Annotated in this window: 15 protein-coding genes; 10 read left to right on the top strand and 5 right to left on the bottom strand. The window is 67.7% G+C overall.

Going from position 1 to position 16420, the window contains the following annotated elements:
• Nucleotides 1–27: 27 nt before the first annotated feature.
• Both UB43_RS04310 and UB43_RS04305 read right to left on the bottom strand, forming a co-directional pair.
• Nucleotides 28–1158 carry a HAMP domain-containing sensor histidine kinase gene (locus UB43_RS04310; RefSeq protein WP_045208745.1) on the bottom strand — a complete coding sequence of 377 codons (1131 nt, stop codon included), beginning with the start codon at nucleotides 1156–1158 and terminating at the stop codon, nucleotides 28–30.
• Entirely contained in the window at nucleotides 1139–1894 is a 756-nt protein-coding gene (locus UB43_RS04305; RefSeq protein WP_045208743.1) for a response regulator, read from the bottom strand. The genes UB43_RS04310 and UB43_RS04305 overlap by 20 nt, the downstream gene beginning before the upstream one ends.
• 321 nt (nucleotides 1895–2215) lie before the next feature.
• Between UB43_RS04305 and kdpF the strand changes: the two genes are divergently transcribed.
• From kdpF to UB43_RS04275, 6 genes are all read left to right on the top strand, one after another.
• Nucleotides 2216–2305 (top strand): K(+)-transporting ATPase subunit F, encoded by a 90-nt coding sequence (kdpF, locus tag UB43_RS04300; protein ID WP_009618573.1) that lies wholly within the window; start codon nucleotides 2216–2218, stop codon nucleotides 2303–2305.
• 8 nt (nucleotides 2306–2313) lie between these two features.
• Nucleotides 2314–4008: a potassium-transporting ATPase subunit KdpA gene (gene kdpA, locus UB43_RS04295; RefSeq protein WP_045208735.1), complete on the top strand. Its 1695-nt coding sequence runs from the start codon at nucleotides 2314–2316 to the stop codon at nucleotides 4006–4008.
• Nucleotides 4009–4018: 10 nt separating this feature from the next.
• Nucleotides 4019–6079 (top strand): potassium-transporting ATPase subunit KdpB, encoded by a 2061-nt coding sequence (kdpB, locus tag UB43_RS04290; protein WP_045208734.1) that lies wholly within the window; start codon nucleotides 4019–4021, stop codon nucleotides 6077–6079.
• A 216-nt stretch (nucleotides 6080–6295) separates the two neighbouring features.
• Nucleotides 6296–6844, top strand: coding sequence for a potassium-transporting ATPase subunit KdpC (kdpC, locus tag UB43_RS04285; RefSeq protein ID WP_045208733.1), 549 nt, complete (start codon nucleotides 6296–6298; stop codon nucleotides 6842–6844).
• Nucleotides 6845–7009: 165 nt separating this feature from the next.
• The gene (locus UB43_RS04280; protein ID WP_045208732.1) at nucleotides 7010–9667 is read left to right on the top strand and encodes a sensor histidine kinase KdpD; all 2658 of its coding nucleotides are present in this window, start codon (nucleotides 7010–7012) and stop codon (nucleotides 9665–9667) included.
• 43 nt (nucleotides 9668–9710) lie between these two features.
• On the top strand, nucleotides 9711–10403 hold the full coding sequence (locus tag UB43_RS04275) for a response regulator (protein WP_045208940.1): 693 nt from the start codon (nucleotides 9711–9713) through the stop codon (nucleotides 10401–10403).
• Nucleotides 10404–10843: 440 nt separating this feature from the next.
• On the opposite strand, the gene UB43_RS04270 is transcribed toward UB43_RS04275, so the two are convergent.
• Nucleotides 10844–11881: a patatin-like phospholipase family protein gene (locus UB43_RS04270; RefSeq protein WP_045208730.1), complete on the bottom strand. Its 1038-nt coding sequence runs from the start codon at nucleotides 11879–11881 to the stop codon at nucleotides 10844–10846.
• 108 nt (nucleotides 11882–11989) lie between these two features.
• Here UB43_RS04270 and selD point away from each other — a divergent pair, with 108 nt between their 5' ends.
• Nucleotides 11990–13024, top strand: a complete 1035-nt coding sequence (gene selD / locus UB43_RS04265; protein ID WP_045208728.1) for a selenide, water dikinase SelD — start codon at nucleotides 11990–11992, stop codon at nucleotides 13022–13024.
• Nucleotides 13024–14124, top strand: coding sequence for a tRNA 2-selenouridine(34) synthase MnmH (gene mnmH / locus UB43_RS04260; protein ID WP_045208726.1), 1101 nt, complete (start codon nucleotides 13024–13026; stop codon nucleotides 14122–14124). The genes selD and mnmH overlap by 1 nt, the downstream gene beginning before the upstream one ends.
• A gap of 166 nt (nucleotides 14125–14290) precedes the next feature.
• Here the strand turns inward: mnmH and UB43_RS04255 are convergent, their stop codons facing one another.
• Nucleotides 14291–14638 (bottom strand): GFA family protein, encoded by a 348-nt coding sequence (locus UB43_RS04255; RefSeq protein WP_045208724.1) that lies wholly within the window; start codon nucleotides 14636–14638, stop codon nucleotides 14291–14293.
• 151 nt (nucleotides 14639–14789) lie between these two features.
• Between UB43_RS04255 and UB43_RS04250 the strand changes: the two genes are divergently transcribed.
• Nucleotides 14790–15068 (top strand): hypothetical protein, encoded by a 279-nt coding sequence (locus UB43_RS04250; RefSeq protein WP_024767322.1) that lies wholly within the window; start codon nucleotides 14790–14792, stop codon nucleotides 15066–15068.
• A 77-nt stretch (nucleotides 15069–15145) separates the two neighbouring features.
• Nucleotides 15146–15754: a flavin reductase family protein gene (locus UB43_RS04245; protein ID WP_045208713.1), complete on the top strand. Its 609-nt coding sequence runs from the start codon at nucleotides 15146–15148 to the stop codon at nucleotides 15752–15754.
• A gap of 24 nt (nucleotides 15755–15778) precedes the next feature.
• Here the strand turns inward: UB43_RS04245 and UB43_RS04240 are convergent, their stop codons facing one another.
• Nucleotides 15779–16153 (bottom strand): hypothetical protein, encoded by a 375-nt coding sequence (locus UB43_RS04240; RefSeq protein ID WP_045208712.1) that lies wholly within the window; start codon nucleotides 16151–16153, stop codon nucleotides 15779–15781.
• Between the last annotated feature and the right edge of the window lie 267 nt (nucleotides 16154–16420).

Here is a 16420-nt window from a genome sequence, read left to right as displayed (position 1 = left end):
CTTTGTTTGCTGGCGGCTACAACGGCGTCAGGCCGTTGTACTTCTGGGCAGGCGCAGCACGGCAGTGGCGCCGCCGCCGGGGGTTTCCTCGAAGTACAGGTCGCCGCCCTGGCGCCGCGCGGCATCGCGGGCGATGGCAAGGCCCAGGCCGACGCCGCCGGAGTTGCGGTTGCGCGAACCTTCCAGGCGGAAGAAGGGTTCGAACACCTGCTCGCGCAGCTCGGCGGGAATGCCGGGACCATGGTCGCGTACGCGGATTTCCAGTTCGCGAGTGCCGTCGCGCAGCTCGATGCTGACGTCACCGGCGTAGCGCAGGGCGTTGTCCAGCAGGTTGTTCAGGCACGAGCGCAGCGCCATCGGCTGGACCTTGAGCGGCGCGCAGAAGCCTTCCACGCCGACGTCGGCGCCACGTTCGCAGGCGTCCTCGGCGAGGGAGTCGGCCAGCGCCTTCACGTCGAACCACTGCAGCGGCTCGGTGGCGCGCTCCTGCTGCAGGTAGTGCAGGGTGGAATCGAGCATGCCGATCATCTCGGCGAGGTCCTGGCCGATGCGGGTGCGCAGCTGCGGGTTGTCGATTTCCTCGACGCGCAGGCGCAGCCGCGACAGCGGGGTGCGCAGGTCATGGGACACCGCTACCAGCATGCGGCTGCGCTGCTGCACCTGTTCGCGGATACGTTCGCGCATGCGATTGAAGGCGTGGGCGGCCTGACGTGCTTCGCGCGGGCCGGTTTCCGGCAGCGGCGGGCTGTCCAGGTCCTCGGAGAGGCGTAGTGCGGCATCGCCCATGTGTTGTACCGGGCGGGCCAGCAGGCGTGCGCCGACATAGGCGGCGAGGATCAGCGTCAGCAGCTGGAACGCGAACGGAACGCTCCAGAACGGCAGGCGCGGGCCGGGCGGTGGGGGCGGCGGACGCATGCCCTCGCGGCCTGCCGGGAAACCTTCCGGCGGCGGGCCGCGCTCGAATCCCTGTTCCGAAGGCGGCGGGGGCGGCGGCTCGTGACGTGGGCCGTAGTGATGGAACCAGGCGAAGGCCAGCAGGTGCGCGACCACGATGGCCAGCAGGAATACCCCGAACAACCGGGCGAACAGGCTGTCGGCGCGCTCCAGGGGCTTTTCCTTCGCGCGCTCGGGCGCGGACTCAGGCGATATCGCGGACATCGAACAAGTACCCTTCGCCGCGCACGGTCTTGATCAGCCGGGGCGAGCGCGGATCGTCGCCGAGCTTCTGCCGCAGGCGCGAGACCAGCAGGTCGATGCTGCGGTCGAAGGCTTCGATGGCACGGCCACGGGCGGCGTCCAGCAGCAGTTCGCGGTTGAGCACCCGCCGTGGGCGTTCGAGGAACACCCAGAGCAGGCGGAATTCGGCGTTGGACAGCGGCACCACCAGGCCATCCGGTGCATGCAGCTGGCGCAGCACGCTATCCAGGCGCCACTGGTCGAAGCGCACCTGGGCGCGCGGTTCGCCGCGGGCGCCTTCCTCGCTGGTGAGGCTGGTGTCGCGCACGCGGCGCAGGATGGTCTGGATACGCGCTACCAGTTCGCGTGGCTCGAAGGGCTTGGCCATGTAGTCGTCGGCGCCCAGTTCCAGGCCGATGATGCGGTCCGCCGGCTCGCAGCGTGCGGTCAGCATGAGGATCGGGATGTCCGACTCGGCACGCAGGTAGCGGCACAGGGACAGGCCGTCTTCGCCGGGCAGCATCAGGTCCAGCACCACCACGTCGAAGCTTTCGTTCTCCAGCGCGCGACGCATTTCGACGCCGTCGGCGACGCCGTGGGTCTCGATGTTGAAGCGCGCGAGGTAGCCGCAGAGCAGCTCGCGGATTGGCTCGTCGTCATCCACCAGCAGGGCACGGGTAGTCCAGCGGCGTGGGTCGTCGGTAGTGGTCGGGTACATGAAGAAACCTGTCGCGGGAAAACGTGGGGCAGGATGGCCAGGGGCCGCCAGGGGCATGCGACGTTCGCATGCTAACCCGTCATCGCGTGCGCGGGCCATGGTCGGCGAGGCTGCGGTGCGTGGGTGTCGCCAGCGTGTCCGCTCTGTATCGGGATCGATACAAAGTCTTCCGATCACCGCGCCAGAGCGGTTTTTTACGCTTTCTTTATGCCGCCGGCCGGGGCCGGGAATCGCTCCTTTACGCGCAGCTTGCGGAAAATTTCCGTCAGGCGGCAACGGCCGCCCAAGCGATGGAGTCGCCCGCGTGAGGAGAAAGCAATCATGAGCGTGCTCGACGGTGTGTCACTGGTCCTGGCCACGGGACTGTTCATCTACCTGCTGGTGGCGCTGCTGCGCGCCGACCGTTCCTAGGAGTGGCCATGAACAGCCATGACGTATTGCTGATCGTTGCCTTCCTGGCGCTGGTGCTGGTGCCGGCGCCTTTCCTCGGGCGCTTCTACTACAAGGTGATGGAGGGGCAGCGCACCTTCCTCAGCCCCCTGTTGCTGCCGGTGGAACGGGCCATTTATCGCGCGTGCGGCATCCACTCCGAAGACGAGCAGGACTGGAAGCGCTACACCCTGGCCCTGCTGGCGTTCAACCTGGTGGGGCTGGTGCTGCTGTTCGCCATCCTCATGCTGCAGGGCGGCCTGCCGCTCAACCCGCAGCACCTGCCGGGCCTGGAGTGGACGCTGGCGTTCAACACCGCGGTGAGTTTCGTCACCAACACCAACTGGCAGGCCTACAGCGGCGAAGCTTCGCTCAGCTACCTGAGCCAGATGCTCGGCCTGACCGTGCAGAACTTCGTCAGCGCCGCCGTCGGCCTGGCCGTGCTGGTGGCCTTGGCCCGTGGCATCTCGCGCAAGTCGACGAACAACCTGGGCAACTTCTGGGTCGACCTGACCCGCGCCACTCTCTACGGACTGATCCCGCTGTGCCTGCTGCTGGCGCTGCTGCTGGTCTGGCAGGGCGTGCCGCAGACCTTCCTCGACTATGCCCACGCGCTGACCGTGCAGGGCGCCGACCAGTCCATCCCGCTGGGCCCGGCGGCCAGCCAGATCGCCATCAAGCAACTGGGCACCAACGGCGGCGGCTTCTTCGGCGTGAACTCGGCGCACCCGTTCGAGAACCCGACCATCTGGAGCAACCTGTTCGAGGTCGTGTCGATCATCCTGATCCCGGCCGCGCTGGTGTTCACCTTCGGCCACTACGTGAAGGACCTGCGCCAGAGCCGCGCCATCCTCGGCTGCATGCTGGTTCTGTTCGCCCTCGGCCTGGGCGTATCGCTGTGGGCCGAGTACCAGCCGAACCCGGCGCTCAGTGCGCTGCCGGTGGAGCAGGTCGCGCCGCTGGAAGGCAAGGAAAGCCGCTTCGGCACCACCGCCAGCGTGCTCTGGGCGGTGACCACCACGGCGGCTTCCAACGGCTCGGTGAACGCCATGCATGACAGCCTCAACCCGCTGTCGGGCATGGTCGCGATGCTCAACATGATGGTCGGCGAAGTGATCTTCGGCGGCGTCGGCGCGGGGCTCTACGGCATGCTGCTGTTTGTCCTGATCGCCGTGTTCCTCGCCGGGCTGATGGTCGGACGCACCCCGGAATACCTCGGCAAGAAACTCGAAGCCCGCGAAGTCCGCCTGCTGGTCGCGACCCTGCTGGTGATGCCGGTCGGCGTACTGGTGCTCGGCGCCATTGCCGCCAGCCTGCCCGGCCCGGCCTCGGCGGTCAGCAACCCCGGCGCCCACGGCTTCAGCCAGCTGCTCTACGCCTACACCTCGGGCACCGCGAACAACGGCTCGGCCTTCGGTGGCTTCGGCGCCAACACGCCGTTCCACAACCTGATGATCGCCCTGGCCATGCTGATCGGCCGCTTCGGCTACATCCTCCCGGTACTGGCGATCGCCGGCAGCCTGGCGGCGAAGAAGGCCACGCCCGTCGGCCCCAACAGCTTCCCGACCCACGGCCTGCTGTTCGTCAGCCTGCTGACCGCGACCATCCTGCTGGTCGGCGGCCTGAACTTCCTGCCGACGCTGGTGCTGGGCCCGGTGGCCGATCACCTGACGCTCGGTTTCTGAGGAACCTGCAATGAACGCTAAAACCCAGGAACTGGCCCTGAACAAGGCCATCGAGAAACGCCCGACCACCGCGCTGTCCGCCCTGTGGAAGCCGGCGCTGCTGCAGGCCTTCGTCAAGCTCGACCCACGCCAGCTGCAACGCTCGCCGGTGATGCTGGTGGTGGCCCTGACCGCCGTGCTGACCACCGTACTCTGCGTGGTCGGCGGTGAAGCCGTGCCGACCTTCGTCGCCGTGCAGATCGCCGTGTGGCTGTGGTTCACCGTGCTCTTCGCCAACTTCGCCGAAGCCCTCGCCGAAGGCCGCGGCAAGGCCCGCGCCGACAGCCTCAAGGCCGGCACCCAGGGCCTGCAGGCCATGCGCATGGCGGTGAACGGCAAGTTCGAGAAAGTCGCCGCCAGCAGCCTGCGCAAGGGCGACGTGGTGCGCGTCGAAGCCGGCGAGCTGATCCCCGGCGACGGCGAGGTGATCGAGGGCGTGGCGGCGGTCAACGAGGCCGCCATCACCGGCGAATCCGCGCCGGTGATCCGCGAGTCCGGCGGCGACCGCTCGGCCGTGACCGGCAACACCCGGCTGGTGTCCGACTGGCTGCTGGTGAAGATCACCGCCAACCCCGGCGAGTCCACCCTCGACCGCATGATTGCGCTGGTGGAAGGCGCCAAGCGGCAGAAGACCCCCAACGAGGTGGCGCTGGACATCCTGCTGATCGGCCTGACGCTGATCTTCCTGCTGGTGGTCGTGACCCTCAAGCCCTTCGCCCTGTTCGCCGGCGGCAACCTGCCGCTGGTGTTCCTGGTGGCGCTGCTGGTGACCCTGATCCCCACCACCATCGGCGGCCTGCTCTCGGCCATCGGCATCGCCGGGATGGACCGCCTGGTGCGCCTGAACGTCATCGCCAAGTCCGGCCGCGCCGTGGAAGCGGCGGGGGACGTGCACGTGCTGATGCTCGACAAGACCGGCACCATCACCTTCGGCAACCGCCGCTGCAGTGCACTGCATACCGCTCCCGGCGTGCAGCCGCTGGAACTGGCCGAAGGTGCGTTCCTTGCCTCGCTGGCGGACGATACGCCGGAAGGCAAATCCATCGTGGAGTTCCTGCGGGCGCAGATCATCCTGCCGGAGCCCGAGCGCAACCGTGTGACGCCGATTGCCTTCAGCGCCGAGACGCGCCTGTCGGGCATCGACATGGACGGCCACGTCTACCGCAAGGGCGCGGTGGACGCCGCGCTGGCCTTCGTTGGCCTGGACCGCGCGCAGATGCCGGAAAGCCTGGCCAAGGACATCGAGCGCATCGCCCAGAGCGGCGGTACGCCGCTGCTGGTGGTGGCCGACGGCAAGCTGTTGGGCGTCATCCACCTCAAGGACGTGGTCAAGCCGGGCATCCGCGAGCGCTTCGCCGAACTGCGCCGCATGGGCATCCGCACCGTGATGGTGACCGGCGACAACCCGCTGACCGCCGCCGCCATCGCCGCCGAAGCGGGGGTGGACGACGTGATCGCCGAAGCCACCCCGGAGAAGAAGCTGGCGCGCATACGCCAGGAGCAGGGCGAGGGGCGCATGGTCGCCATGTGCGGCGACGGCGCCAACGATGCCCCGGCCCTTGCCCAGGCGGACGTCGGCATGGCCATGAACGACGGCACCCAGGCCGCCCGCGAGGCCGCCAACCTGGTGGACCTGGACAGCGACCCGACCAAGCTGCTGGACGTGGTGCAGGTGGGCAAAGAGCTGCTGGTGACCCGTGGCGCGCTGACCACCTTCTCGGTGGCCAACGACGTGGCCAAGTACTTCGCCATCCTTCCCGCGCTGTTCGCCGGCATCTACCCGCAACTGGGCGTGCTTAACGTGATGAAGCTGGCCAGCCCGCAGAGCGCCATCCTTTCGGCCATCGTGTTCAACGCGCTGATCATCGTCGCGCTGATCCCCCTGGCCCTGCGCGGCGTGCGCGTGCAGGCCAGCGATGCCTCGCAGCTGTTGCGACGCAACCTGCTGATTTATGGCGTGGGCGGGCTGGTCGCGCCGTTCGTGGGGATCAAGGTGATCGACATGCTGCTCGTCGCCATCGGCCTCGCCTGACGGCTCTTCGTAGGAGCGAGCTTGCTCGCGAACCGCCCGAGCGCCGGAGCAGCCGGATGACTGTTCGCGAGCAAGCTCGCTCCTACAGGCCACGCCCGGCGCTGAACTGGCCGGATGCACCGAACAACGCCCTCTCCCTTCAGGGGGGGACGCCTAGTCAGAGGGCGGAGGAGAGGGTAACCAGCCCCGCTCCGAACCCAACAGAGGAACACCAACATGCTCAACCAACTCCGCCCCGCCATCGCTTCGCTGGTCCTGCTCAGCGCGATCACCGGTGTTGCCTACCCGCTGGCCGTCACCGGCATCGCCCAGGTGGCCTTCCACGACCAGGCCAATGGCAGCCTGGTGCGCGACGAGAACGGCAACGTGCGCGGCTCGGCGCTGATCGCGCAGAAATTCGACGGCGCCCAGTGGTTCCATCCGCGCCCCTCGGCCGGCGACTTCGCCAGCGTCTCCAGCAGTGCCAGCAACCTCGCGCCCGGCAACCCGGCGCTGGCCGAACGTATCGCCAAGGATGCCGCCGCCCAGCAGATCGGCGCGCAGCCGGTGCCGCTGGCGCTGGTCACCACCTCCGGCAGCGGTCTCGACCCGCAACTGCCGCCCGCCGCCGCGCTGTACCAGGTGCCGCGCATCGCCCTGGAGCGCGGCGTACCGGCGGCGAGCCTGGAGAAGCTGGTGGAGGCGAACACCGAGCGCCCGCTGATCGGCCCCGCCGTGGTCAACGTGCTGGCGCTGAACATGGCCCTGGCCAGCCTGCCTCGCTAGACTCCAGCGCCAAGTGCCGAGCTCTGCCACGGCATGTAGAGGAACGCAGTACCGTCCAGCGGCAGAGGACGGCTCCCTCTCCCGCTGGGAGGGGGCTGGGGTGAGGGGCTTTCCAGCTCCCATCCTCTCAGCAGTGGGCGCCATGAGCGCCCCGAGGATAGCCACATGACCGACCCCAACCGCGCCGACGCCCTGCTGGCCGACCTGCCCGCCATGGGCCGTGGCCGCCTCAAGGTTTTCCTCGGCGCCGCGCCGGGCGTCGGCAAGACCTACGCCATGCTCCTGGCTGCCCAGAGCCAGCTGCGCCAGGGCGTCAAGCTGCGCGTCGGCATCGTCGAAACCCACGGCCGCGCCGAAACCGAAGCACTGCTCGCCGGCTTGCCGCAGCAGGCGCTCAAGCGCTCCGTCTACCGTGGCATCACCCTCGAAGAAATGGACCTCGACGGCCTGCTCGCCGACCCGCCGACGCTGGCGCTGGTGGACGAGCTGGCCCACAGCAACGCCCCCGGCAGCCGCCACGCCAAGCGCTGGCAGGACATCCAGGAACTGCTCTCCGCCGGCATCGACGTCTACACCACGGTCAACGTCCAGCACCTGGAAAGCCTCAACGACCAGGTGCGCGATATCACCGGCGTGCAGGTGCGCGAAACCCTGCCCGACTGGGTGCTGCAGGAGGCCTTCGAACTGCTGCTGGTGGACCTGCCGCCGCGCGAACTGCTGGAGCGCCTGCGCGAGGGCAAGGTCTACGTGCCCGAACAGGCCCGCGCCGCCATCGACGCCTTCTTCAGCCAGACCAACCTCACCGCGCTGCGCGAGCTGGCCATGCAGACGGCCGCCGCGCGGGTCGATGCCGACCTTGCCCATCGCTACCGCCAGCAGGGCGGCGAGGCGCCGGCCGTGCGCGGGCGCCTGCTGGTCGGCGTGGATGGCGAACACAACGCCGAACGTCTGGTGCGCCACGCCAGCCGAGTCGCCGAGCGCCGCCACCTGCCCTGGTCGCTGGTGCATGTGGATACCGGCGAGGCGCGCAGCGAAGAGTCGCGCATGCAATTGCAGAGCGCCCAGCAACTGGCCGAGCGCCTGGGCGGCGACGTGGTGGAGCTGCGCGGTGGCGAAGTCGCGCGCACCCTGGTCGAACACGCCAAGGAGCGTCGCGCCACGCTGTTGCTGGTCGGCCGTTCACGACAACGCTGGTATCGCCAGCTGTTCGGCGGTGGCCTGGCGGCACGCCTGCTGCGCCTGGGCGACGGGCTGGAGATCAGCGTGCTCGACAGCGAGGCCGACCTCGCGCCGCCCAAGGCCCGTCCGCAAACCCCCTGGCCCTGGGGCAACTACCTGCTCGCCGCGCTGGCTGCCGCTGGCGCCAGTGCCCTGGCCTGGGGCGTGGCCAGCGTGCTGGAGCTGCCGAACATCTCCCTGGTGTTCCTCGCCGCCGTGCTGCTGGTGGCGGTGCGCAGCAGCCTCGGCCCGGCGCTGGCCTGCGCGGTGCTGTCGTTCCTGGCTTACGACTTCCTGTTCATCCCGCCGCATTTCTCCTTCTCCATCCAGCGCGAAGAAGACGTGCTGACGCTGCTGTTCTTCCTGCTCATGGCCGGCCTCACCGGCAACCTTGCCGCCCGCCAGCGCCGGCAATTGCAGGCCCTGCGCGAGACGCAGGAAGAGACCAGCCAGCTGCTCGACCTGTCGCGCAAGCTCACCGCTGCCACCGACCGCCAGGCGGTGATGGCCGCCGCCGTGCAGCAACTGGGCGGCTGGGCGGAGCTGGACATCTGCCTGCTTGGCCGGATCAATGGCGAGTGGAAACTGGAGGGTGGTCTCAACCGTGCGCTGGAAGACCAGGAGCGCGCCGCCGCCGACTGGGCCTGGCAGCATGGCCAGCCCGCCGGCCTGGGCACCGGCACGCTGCCGGGCGGGCGCTGGTGGTGGTGGCCGCTGTCCGGCGAGGATGGTCCGCTGGCGCTGCTGGGCGTCAGCCCGCGCGATTCGCAACCGTTGTCCGGGTCGCGCCGTCGCTTGCTGGCGGCTCTTGGTCAACCGCTGGCGCAGGCATTGGCCCGTGCGCGTCTGGCCGAAGACCTCGAAGCCGCGCGCCTGCACGGCGAAACCGAACAACTGCGCAGCGCGCTGCTGGCCTCGGTCAGCCATGACCTGCGTACTCCGCTGACCTCCATGCGTGGCGCCATCGACAGCCTGCTGGCATTGGGCGACGCGATCCCGCCGCCGGATCGCCGTGAGCTGCTGGAAAGCACCCGCGACGAGGCTGAGCGCCTGGACCGCTACATCCAGAACCTGCTGGACATGACTCGCCTGGGCCACGGCGGCCTGAAGCTGTCGCGCGACTGGGTGTCGCCCGGCGACATCGTCGGCAGCGCGCTCAACCGCCTGCGTGCCGTGGTTGCCCCGTATCGCGTGGAAACCCGTGTACCGCCGGAATTGCCGTTGCTCTATGTGCATGCCGCGCTGATCGAACAGGCGCTGGTCAACGTGCTGGAAAACGCCGCGCGCTTCTCACCGCCGCAAGGCCGCCTGCGGGTGGCGGTGGAGCAGGGCGAAGAGGAATTGCGCTTCCTGGTCAGCGACGAGGGGCCGGGCATTCCACCGGCCGAGCGCGAGAAGATCTTCGACATGTTCTATACCGCCGCGCGCGGCGACCGTGGCGGGCAGGGCACCGGGCTGGGCCTGGCGATCTGCCAGGGCATGGTCGGCGCCCATGGTGGGCGGATTACCGTGGAAGACGGCATCGACGGCCGCGGCACGACCCTCGTGCTGCACCTGCCACTGCAGCAGCAGCCGGATATGGAGGCGCTTGATGCTGCTGTCTGAAAGGCTCAAGCTGGACGCTTCCGCCAGCCAGCCCAACGCCCCGATGAACGCCAGCGCCGCCACGATTCTGGTCGTCGACGACGAACCGCAGATCCGCAAGTTCCTTCGCATCAGCCTCAGCGCTGGCGGCTACAAGGTGCTGGAAGCCGGTACCGGCGAGGAGGGCCTGGCCCAGGCCGCGCTGGGCCGCCCGGACCTGGTGGTGCTCGACCTCGGCCTGCCGGACAAGGACGGCCAGGACGTGCTGCGTGAACTGCGCGAGTGGTCGCAGGTGCCGGTGCTGGTGCTCTCGGTGCGCGCCAGCGAAAGCGAGAAGGTGCTGGCGCTGGACAGCGGCGCCAACGACTACGTGACCAAGCCCTTCGGCATCCAGGAGTTCCTCGCGCGCATCCGTGTGCTGCTGCGCCAGGGGGCGAGCGGCGAGACGCAGGAAGCGGTGGTGGCGGTCGGCCCGCTGAGCGTGGATTTCTCCTATCGTCGTGTACTGCTCGAGGGCGAGGAAGTCTCGCTGACCCGCAAGGAGTACGCGGTGCTTTCGACCCTGGCCCGGCACGTTGGCCGCGTGGTGACCCAGCAGCAATTGCTCAAGGATATCTGGGGGCCGACGCATACCGAGGACACGCACTACCTGCGGGTGGTGGTCGGTCACCTGCGGCAGAAGCTCGCCGATGATCCGGCGACGCCGCGATTCATTGTCACCGAAGCCGGTGTTGGCTACCGCTTGCGCGAGGCCTGATTGCGCGACGTAAGTTCCCGCGTAGGAGCGGACTTCGTCCGCGATGTGTCTGCCTCGCGCCGTTGTTTCCCGCGTCGCGCCGGAGTGCGCGGAGGTAGCAGGTTTCGCCCCCTCGGGCGAGTTACTTTCTCAAACGCCAGAAAGTAACCAAAGGGCTTGCCCCTCCATCCGGTTTTTCGCTTAGGCGAAAAATTCCCTCGTTGAATCGAAGTTTCAGGGGCACGCGGCGAAGGGCCATCCCTGGCCCATCGCCGCTCTCGCGACATCCATGTCGCTCAACCCCTGAAACTTCAATTCAACGAGGCCTCCTGAAAGGGGCAGTTCGGTGCGTTCGGGTACTTCTCTGGAAGTCCTTTAGAGCCAAAGCAAAAGCTTGACGGGGTGGCGCTCTTCGTAGGAGCGAGCTTGCTCGCGAACCCGCACGGCACCGGATCAACCGGTCAATACGGATTCTCCGCCTCATACCGATCCAGCGTATCGCTGGCGATCTGCCGGCCGAGGGCGATGAGTTCCGGGGCCTTGTAGAACTCGAAGAAACGGCACACGCGCTTGGGCACGTTGATCAGGATGTCCGGCGGGTAGCCGGCGATCTTGTACTGCGCCAGCGACGTCTGCATCACCTCGAAGCTCTGGTTCACCAGTTCCAGCAGGGAGGCCGGGCTGCTGCTGTCGATCACGTGGCTGCCGGTGGCCGAGCGCGGCGAGCCCTTGGCCTGCGGTGCGGCGGCGGGTTGCTGCATCTCCGGTTCGGCCGGTTCCTCGGAGGCGGCCGGGACGGGGTGGAGCAGGGCGTCGGCGATCAGTTCCGGCGGCGATTCGGTGTCGCCGCGGCGCAGGAAGCTGAGCTTGCTGGACAGCCCGGAGAGCACCGCATCGAAGCGGCCTTTCAGGGCGGCGGGACGCTCGATCACCGGCAGCGAATACTGCCGCTGGTTGGTGGCGTTGAGGTTGACCGCGACGATCAGGTCGGCGTGGGTCGAAACCACCGGGACGATCGGCAGCGGGTTGAGCAGGCCGCCGTCCACCAGCATGCGGGTGCCTTGCATGACTGGGGTGAACAGGCTGGGAATTGCCGCCGAGGCACGCATGGCCTGGTGCAGGCAGCCTTCCTGGAACCAGATTTCCTGCTGGTTGGTGAGGTCGGTGGCCACTGCGGTGTAGGGGATCGGCAACTGTTCGATGTCGATCTCGCCGAGAATTTCGTGGATCTTGCCGAATACCCGCTCGCCGCGGATGGCGCCGAGGCGGAAGCTGACGTCGAGCAGGCGCAGCACGTCGAGGTAGTCCAGGCTTTCCACCCAGTCGCGGTACTCGCCCAGCTTGCCGGCGGCGTAGATGCCGCCGATCACCGCGCCCATGGAGCAGCCGGCGATGCACACCACTTCATAGCCGCGCCGTTCGATCTCCTCGATCACTCCGATATGCGCATAACCGCGCGCGCCGCCGGAACCGAGTACCAGCGCGATCTGTTTTGACATAGGGCAACTCCGCGTTACGAACTGCCCGACGATACGCCGGGGGCACCGGCCGCGCCAAGCCGGGCTTTGCTAGAATCGCCGTTTGATTTCCCTGCCCGGAGCTTCCCGATGAGCGAACCGATCCGCCTGACCCAGTACAGCCACGGTGCTGGCTGTGGCTGCAAGATTTCCCCCAAGGTCCTGGAGGTCATCCTCGCGGGCAGCGGCGCGCAGAACCTCGACCCGAAGCTGTGGGTCGGCAACGCCTCGCGCGATGACGCCGCCGTCTACGAAATCGACGCCGAGCGCGGCGTGGTGTCCACCACCGACTTCTTCATGCCGATCGTCGACGATCCCTTCGACTTCGGCCGTATCGCCGCCACCAACGCCATCAGCGACATCTACGCCATGGGCGGCGACCCGCTGATGGCCATCGCCATCCTCGGCTGGCCGGTCAACGTGCTGGCGCCGGAAATCGCCCGCGAAGTGATCGCCGGTGGCCGCAAGGTCTGCGACGAAGCCGGCATCCCGCTGGCCGGCGGGCACTCCATCGACGCGCCCGAGCCGATCTTCGGCCTGGCCGTCACCGGGCTGGTGGAGAAGCGCTTCATGAAGCGCAACGACACCGCCACCGCCGGCTGCAAGCTGTACCTGACCAAGCCGCTGGGCATCGGCATCCTCACCACCGCCGAGAAGAAGGCCAAGCTGCGCGCCGAGGACGTGGGCGTCGCCCGTGACTGGATGTGCACCCTGAACAAACCCGGCGCGCGCTTCGGCAAGCTCGACGGGGTGAAGGCGATGACCGACGTCACCGGCTTCGGCCTGCTCGGCCACCTGGTGGAAATGGCCGACGGCAGCGGCCTGACTGCCCGCGTTCGCTACGACGCCGTGCCACGCCTGGCCAGCGTCGAGTACTACCTGGAGGCCGGCTGCGTGCCCGGCGGCACCCTGCGCAACTTTGACAGCTACGGCGAGCGCATCGCGCCGTTGCCCGAGCTGCACAAGCTGCTGCTGTGCGACCCGCAGACCAGCGGCGGCCTGCTGGTGGCGGTGGAGCCTGCGGGCGAGGCGCAGTTCCTCGCCACGGCGAAGGAGCTGGGCATGGACCTGGCGCCCATCGGCGAACTGGTGGGCCGACAGAGCCACGCGGTCGAGGTGGAGTGATGCGCGACAACACCCGCCACTACCGCGAGCTGTTCCTCGGTGATGTGAAGATGATGGACGTCCGCGCCCCGGTCGAATTCGGCAAAGGCGCGTTCCCCAACGTGATCAACCTGCCGCTGATGAATGACAGCGAGCGGCAGAAGGTCGGTACTAGCTACAAGCAGCACGGCCAGCAGGCGGCCATCGCCCTGGGCCAAGAGCTGGTCTGCGGCAAGCTCAAGGCAGAGCGGATCGAAGCCTGGGCGAACTTCGCCAGGGCCAACCCCGAGGGCTACCTGTACTGCTTCCGCGGTGGCCTGCGCTCGCAGATCACCCAGCAGTGGCTGAAGACCGAGGCCGGCATCGACTACCCGCGGGTAGTGGGTGGCTACAAGGCGATGCGCGGCTTCCTCTTCGACACCACCCGCGCCGCCGTCGAGGAATGCCAGTTCGTGCTGGTGGGCGGCCTGACCGGCACCGGCAAGACCGAAGTCATCGCCCAGCTGGCCAACAGCCTGGACCTCGAAGGCCACGCCAACCATCGCGGTTCCGCCTTCGGCCGCCGCGCCACGCCGCAGCCGGCGCAGATCGATTTCGAGAATCGCCTGGCCATCGACATCCTGAAGAAGCGCCACGCCGGCATGGAGCAGTTCGTGCTGGAAGACGAGGGACGCATAGTCGGCAGCTGCTCGGTGCCGCTGGAGCTGTACCAGGGCATGCAGCACTACCCGCTGGTATGGCTGGAAGACAGCTTCGAGCAGCGCGTCGAGCGCATCCTCAAGGACTACGTGGTGAACCTGTGTGCCGACCACGTGCGGGTGGTCGGCGAGGAGGGCGGCTTCGACTCCTTCGCCGCGTACCTGCGCAAGAGCCTGTCCGGCATCGTCAAGCGCCTGGGTGGCGAGCGCTACCAGCGCCTGGCGGCGATCATGGATGAAGCCCTGGAAGAGCAGAAGCGCAGCGGTGCGGTGGACCTGCACCGCAGCTGGATCGAAGGGCTGCTGGGCGAGTATTACGACCCGATGTATGCCTTCCAGCGCGAAAGCAAGGGCGAGCGCGTGGAGTTCCGCGGGACGCAGGACGAAGTGGTCGAGTACCTGCGCTTCCGCGCGGAGCGCTAGCTTCTTGCAGGAGCGAGCTTGCTCGCGAAGCCGTTTGAGCCGGTGCGGCGGGGGGGGGGCCGATCGCGGACGGAGTCCGCTCCCACCCAAGGTCTCGCATCGGCGCGGGCTGCCAGGGAGCGTGGGAGCGGACTCCGTCCGCGATCGCTTCAACCCCGCAGCGGAATCACCGGCTCTTGCCGTCGTACTCCTTCACTGTCAGCCCCGACAATTCCACCCCTGGCAGGCAGCGCACATTGATCGCCGCCATCGGCGTGCCGTCCGGCGCGCTGGCGTAGGCCAGCGGAGCACAGCCGCAGGTGGGGCAGAAACGGTGCTCGATGCGGTGGGTGTTGAACGTATAGGTGCTCATCGCACTCTCAGGAGTGGTCAGCTTCAGCTTGCCGCGCGGCACGAACCACAGCAGCGAACCCTTGCGCCGGCAGATCGAGCAGTTGCATGACACGACTTCACTGACATCCCCTTCCACTTCGAACGCGATCTGCCCGCAATGGCAACTGCCCTGGTGCACCATGATCCTTCTCCTGTCGGGATAGCCCGTGGTCAAACAGTGTAGTAGTCGCTTGAACGCCATCCGTCCGATGGCATACTGCGGCGCCGTCCGGCAGGCCCCGGCGCCGCGTTCTAAGCTGGATTCACCCACGACTATCTCCAGGAGTTCCGTCATGCCGCGCATTCCCCTGATCATCGCCCTGGCGCTGGCCGTCGCTGGCTGCTCGGGCAAGACCGTCAACCGCGACAGCTGCGCCTCGCAACTGGACGCCGCCTGGCACGAGCTGGACCTGGCCAAGGCCGAAGGTTTTGCCGGCACCGTCAGCTATTCCAAAGCCCTCGGCCTGCTGACCGCAGCCAAGACCCAGCAACAGGTCGAGGCCTACACCGGCTGTTCCGACAAGGCCAGCCGTGCGCGCTTCTACATCAAGGAGTCCCGCGCCGGTCGCTGAGCCTTCGCGCAGTCGGGCCGCGAGCGGCGGCCCGCGTCTTCCCTCCGAATCGCCCACCGTTTTGTCCGGATCAGCCCATGCAACTCGACTTCACCCAACTCTCCAAGGCAGAGGCCTACCGCTGGCTGGCCTCCACCGTCACGCCACGGCCGATCGCCTGGGTCACCACGCTTTCCGCGGACGGTAAAAGCAACCTTGCGCCGTTCAGCTTCTTCCAGGTCATCAGCGATTCGCCGCCGACCCTGCTGGTCAACACCAGCGTGCGTGAAGACGGCAGCGTCAAGGACACCCTGCGCAACGTGCGCGAGACCGGCGAGTTGGTGATCCACCTGGTCAGCGCCGACCAGGCCGAGAACATGAACGCCACCGCCGCCTGGTTGCCCCACGGAGTCAGCGAGATCGAGCACGCCGGCATCGCCACCGTGCCAAGCGAACGCGTGGCACCGCCGCGGGTGGTCGGAGCGCCGGTGGCATTCGAATGCCAGCTGGCGGAAATCCTGCCGTACCCGGCGGAAAACCCCTCCAGCATGCTGATCTTCGCCCGCGTGCTGCTGGCGCACATCGATGAGTCGGTGATGCAGGACGAGCGCCACGTCGATCCGGCGAAGCTGGACCTGGTCGGTCGCCTGGGCGGCACGCAGTACAGCTACACCCGCGACACCTTCAGCATGATTCGTCCGAAGTAGGACTCCGTGCCTGGCGCGGCGGCGTCAGGCGAACTCCAGTTCAAGACCCAACTGCCAGTGGATGCCGCCCATGCGCGCCACGTCGAGCCGTTCGCCGAGGGCGAAGAGTTCCGAGAGCAGCGGGTCGCGGCGGGTGAAGTCCAGCGTGCTGCCGTGAATCAGGCTGACGATGTCGTGCACCAGGCTCCAGCCGGTCTGGGCATCGAACCAGCAGTCGAGCCACTCGCCCTTGACCTCGTCGCAGGCCAGCGGACAGACGAAGCGGCGGATCGGCCATTGCCCACGAGCCAGCAGCAGCGGATCGAGGCGGCGTTGCTCGCGGTACAGCTCCGGCAGTTGGAGGGCGTGGGCGAATCCCGCCAGCGGGCGCTGCAGGACCAGTTGGTAGTAGGCGTTCATCCGAGCACCTGGAGTGGAAAGTCAGGTGTCGGAATCTGAACGGTCAGGCCGGCAGGCCGCTGTCGGCGATTTCCGTATCTGATCCAGGAAAGTCCTGTTCAGTGTTCTGGATACGACCTCCACGTATCTCTATGCAGCATCACCGTGCCATCACCGTCGTGCCCTCTATCCAGTCAGTGGGCGGCGCTCCTAATGTTTCGCGCAAAAGCAGCGATAACGATCAGGAGACCTTCGGGGATTTCCTGCAACGCCATTGCGGATGGGGGA

It is taken from the genome of Pseudomonas sp. 21, assembly GCF_000955805.1.
In the GTDB taxonomy this organism is placed as follows: domain Bacteria; phylum Pseudomonadota; class Gammaproteobacteria; order Pseudomonadales; family Pseudomonadaceae; genus Pseudomonas.
The sequence above is the reverse complement of the archived record's forward strand: the minus strand, read 5'-3'. Positions and strand labels throughout refer to the sequence as shown.

Bases quoted from the DNA above. Each gene is read 5' to 3' on its own strand.
- UB43_RS04280 (WP_045208732.1), top strand. From the start codon at position 7,010: ATGACCGACCCCAACCGCGCCGACGCCCTGCTGGCCGACCTGCCCGCC.
- UB43_RS04240 (WP_045208712.1), bottom strand. From the start codon at position 16,153: ATGAACGCCTACTACCAACTGGTCCTGCAGCGCCCGCTGGCGGGATTC.
- UB43_RS04305 (WP_045208743.1), bottom strand. From the start codon at position 1,894: ATGTACCCGACCACTACCGACGACCCACGCCGCTGGACTACCCGTGCC.
- UB43_RS04255 (WP_045208724.1), bottom strand. From the start codon at position 14,638: ATGGTGCACCAGGGCAGTTGCCATTGCGGGCAGATCGCGTTCGAAGTG.
- kdpC (WP_045208733.1), top strand. From the start codon at position 6,296: ATGCTCAACCAACTCCGCCCCGCCATCGCTTCGCTGGTCCTGCTCAGC.
- UB43_RS04270 (WP_045208730.1), bottom strand. From the start codon at position 11,881: ATGTCAAAACAGATCGCGCTGGTACTCGGTTCCGGCGGCGCGCGCGGT.
- UB43_RS04275 (WP_045208940.1), top strand. From the start codon at position 9,711: ATGAACGCCAGCGCCGCCACGATTCTGGTCGTCGACGACGAACCGCAG.
- kdpB (WP_045208734.1), top strand. From the start codon at position 4,019: ATGAACGCTAAAACCCAGGAACTGGCCCTGAACAAGGCCATCGAGAAA.
- UB43_RS04245 (WP_045208713.1), top strand. From the start codon at position 15,146: ATGCAACTCGACTTCACCCAACTCTCCAAGGCAGAGGCCTACCGCTGG.
- kdpF (WP_009618573.1), top strand. From the start codon at position 2,216: ATGAGCGTGCTCGACGGTGTGTCACTGGTCCTGGCCACGGGACTGTTC.
- selD (WP_045208728.1), top strand. From the start codon at position 11,990: ATGAGCGAACCGATCCGCCTGACCCAGTACAGCCACGGTGCTGGCTGT.
- mnmH (WP_045208726.1), top strand. From the start codon at position 13,024: ATGCGCGACAACACCCGCCACTACCGCGAGCTGTTCCTCGGTGATGTG.
- kdpA (WP_045208735.1), top strand. From the start codon at position 2,314: ATGAACAGCCATGACGTATTGCTGATCGTTGCCTTCCTGGCGCTGGTG.
- UB43_RS04310 (WP_045208745.1), bottom strand. From the start codon at position 1,158: ATGTCCGCGATATCGCCTGAGTCCGCGCCCGAGCGCGCGAAGGAAAAG.
- UB43_RS04250 (WP_024767322.1), top strand. From the start codon at position 14,790: ATGCCGCGCATTCCCCTGATCATCGCCCTGGCGCTGGCCGTCGCTGGC.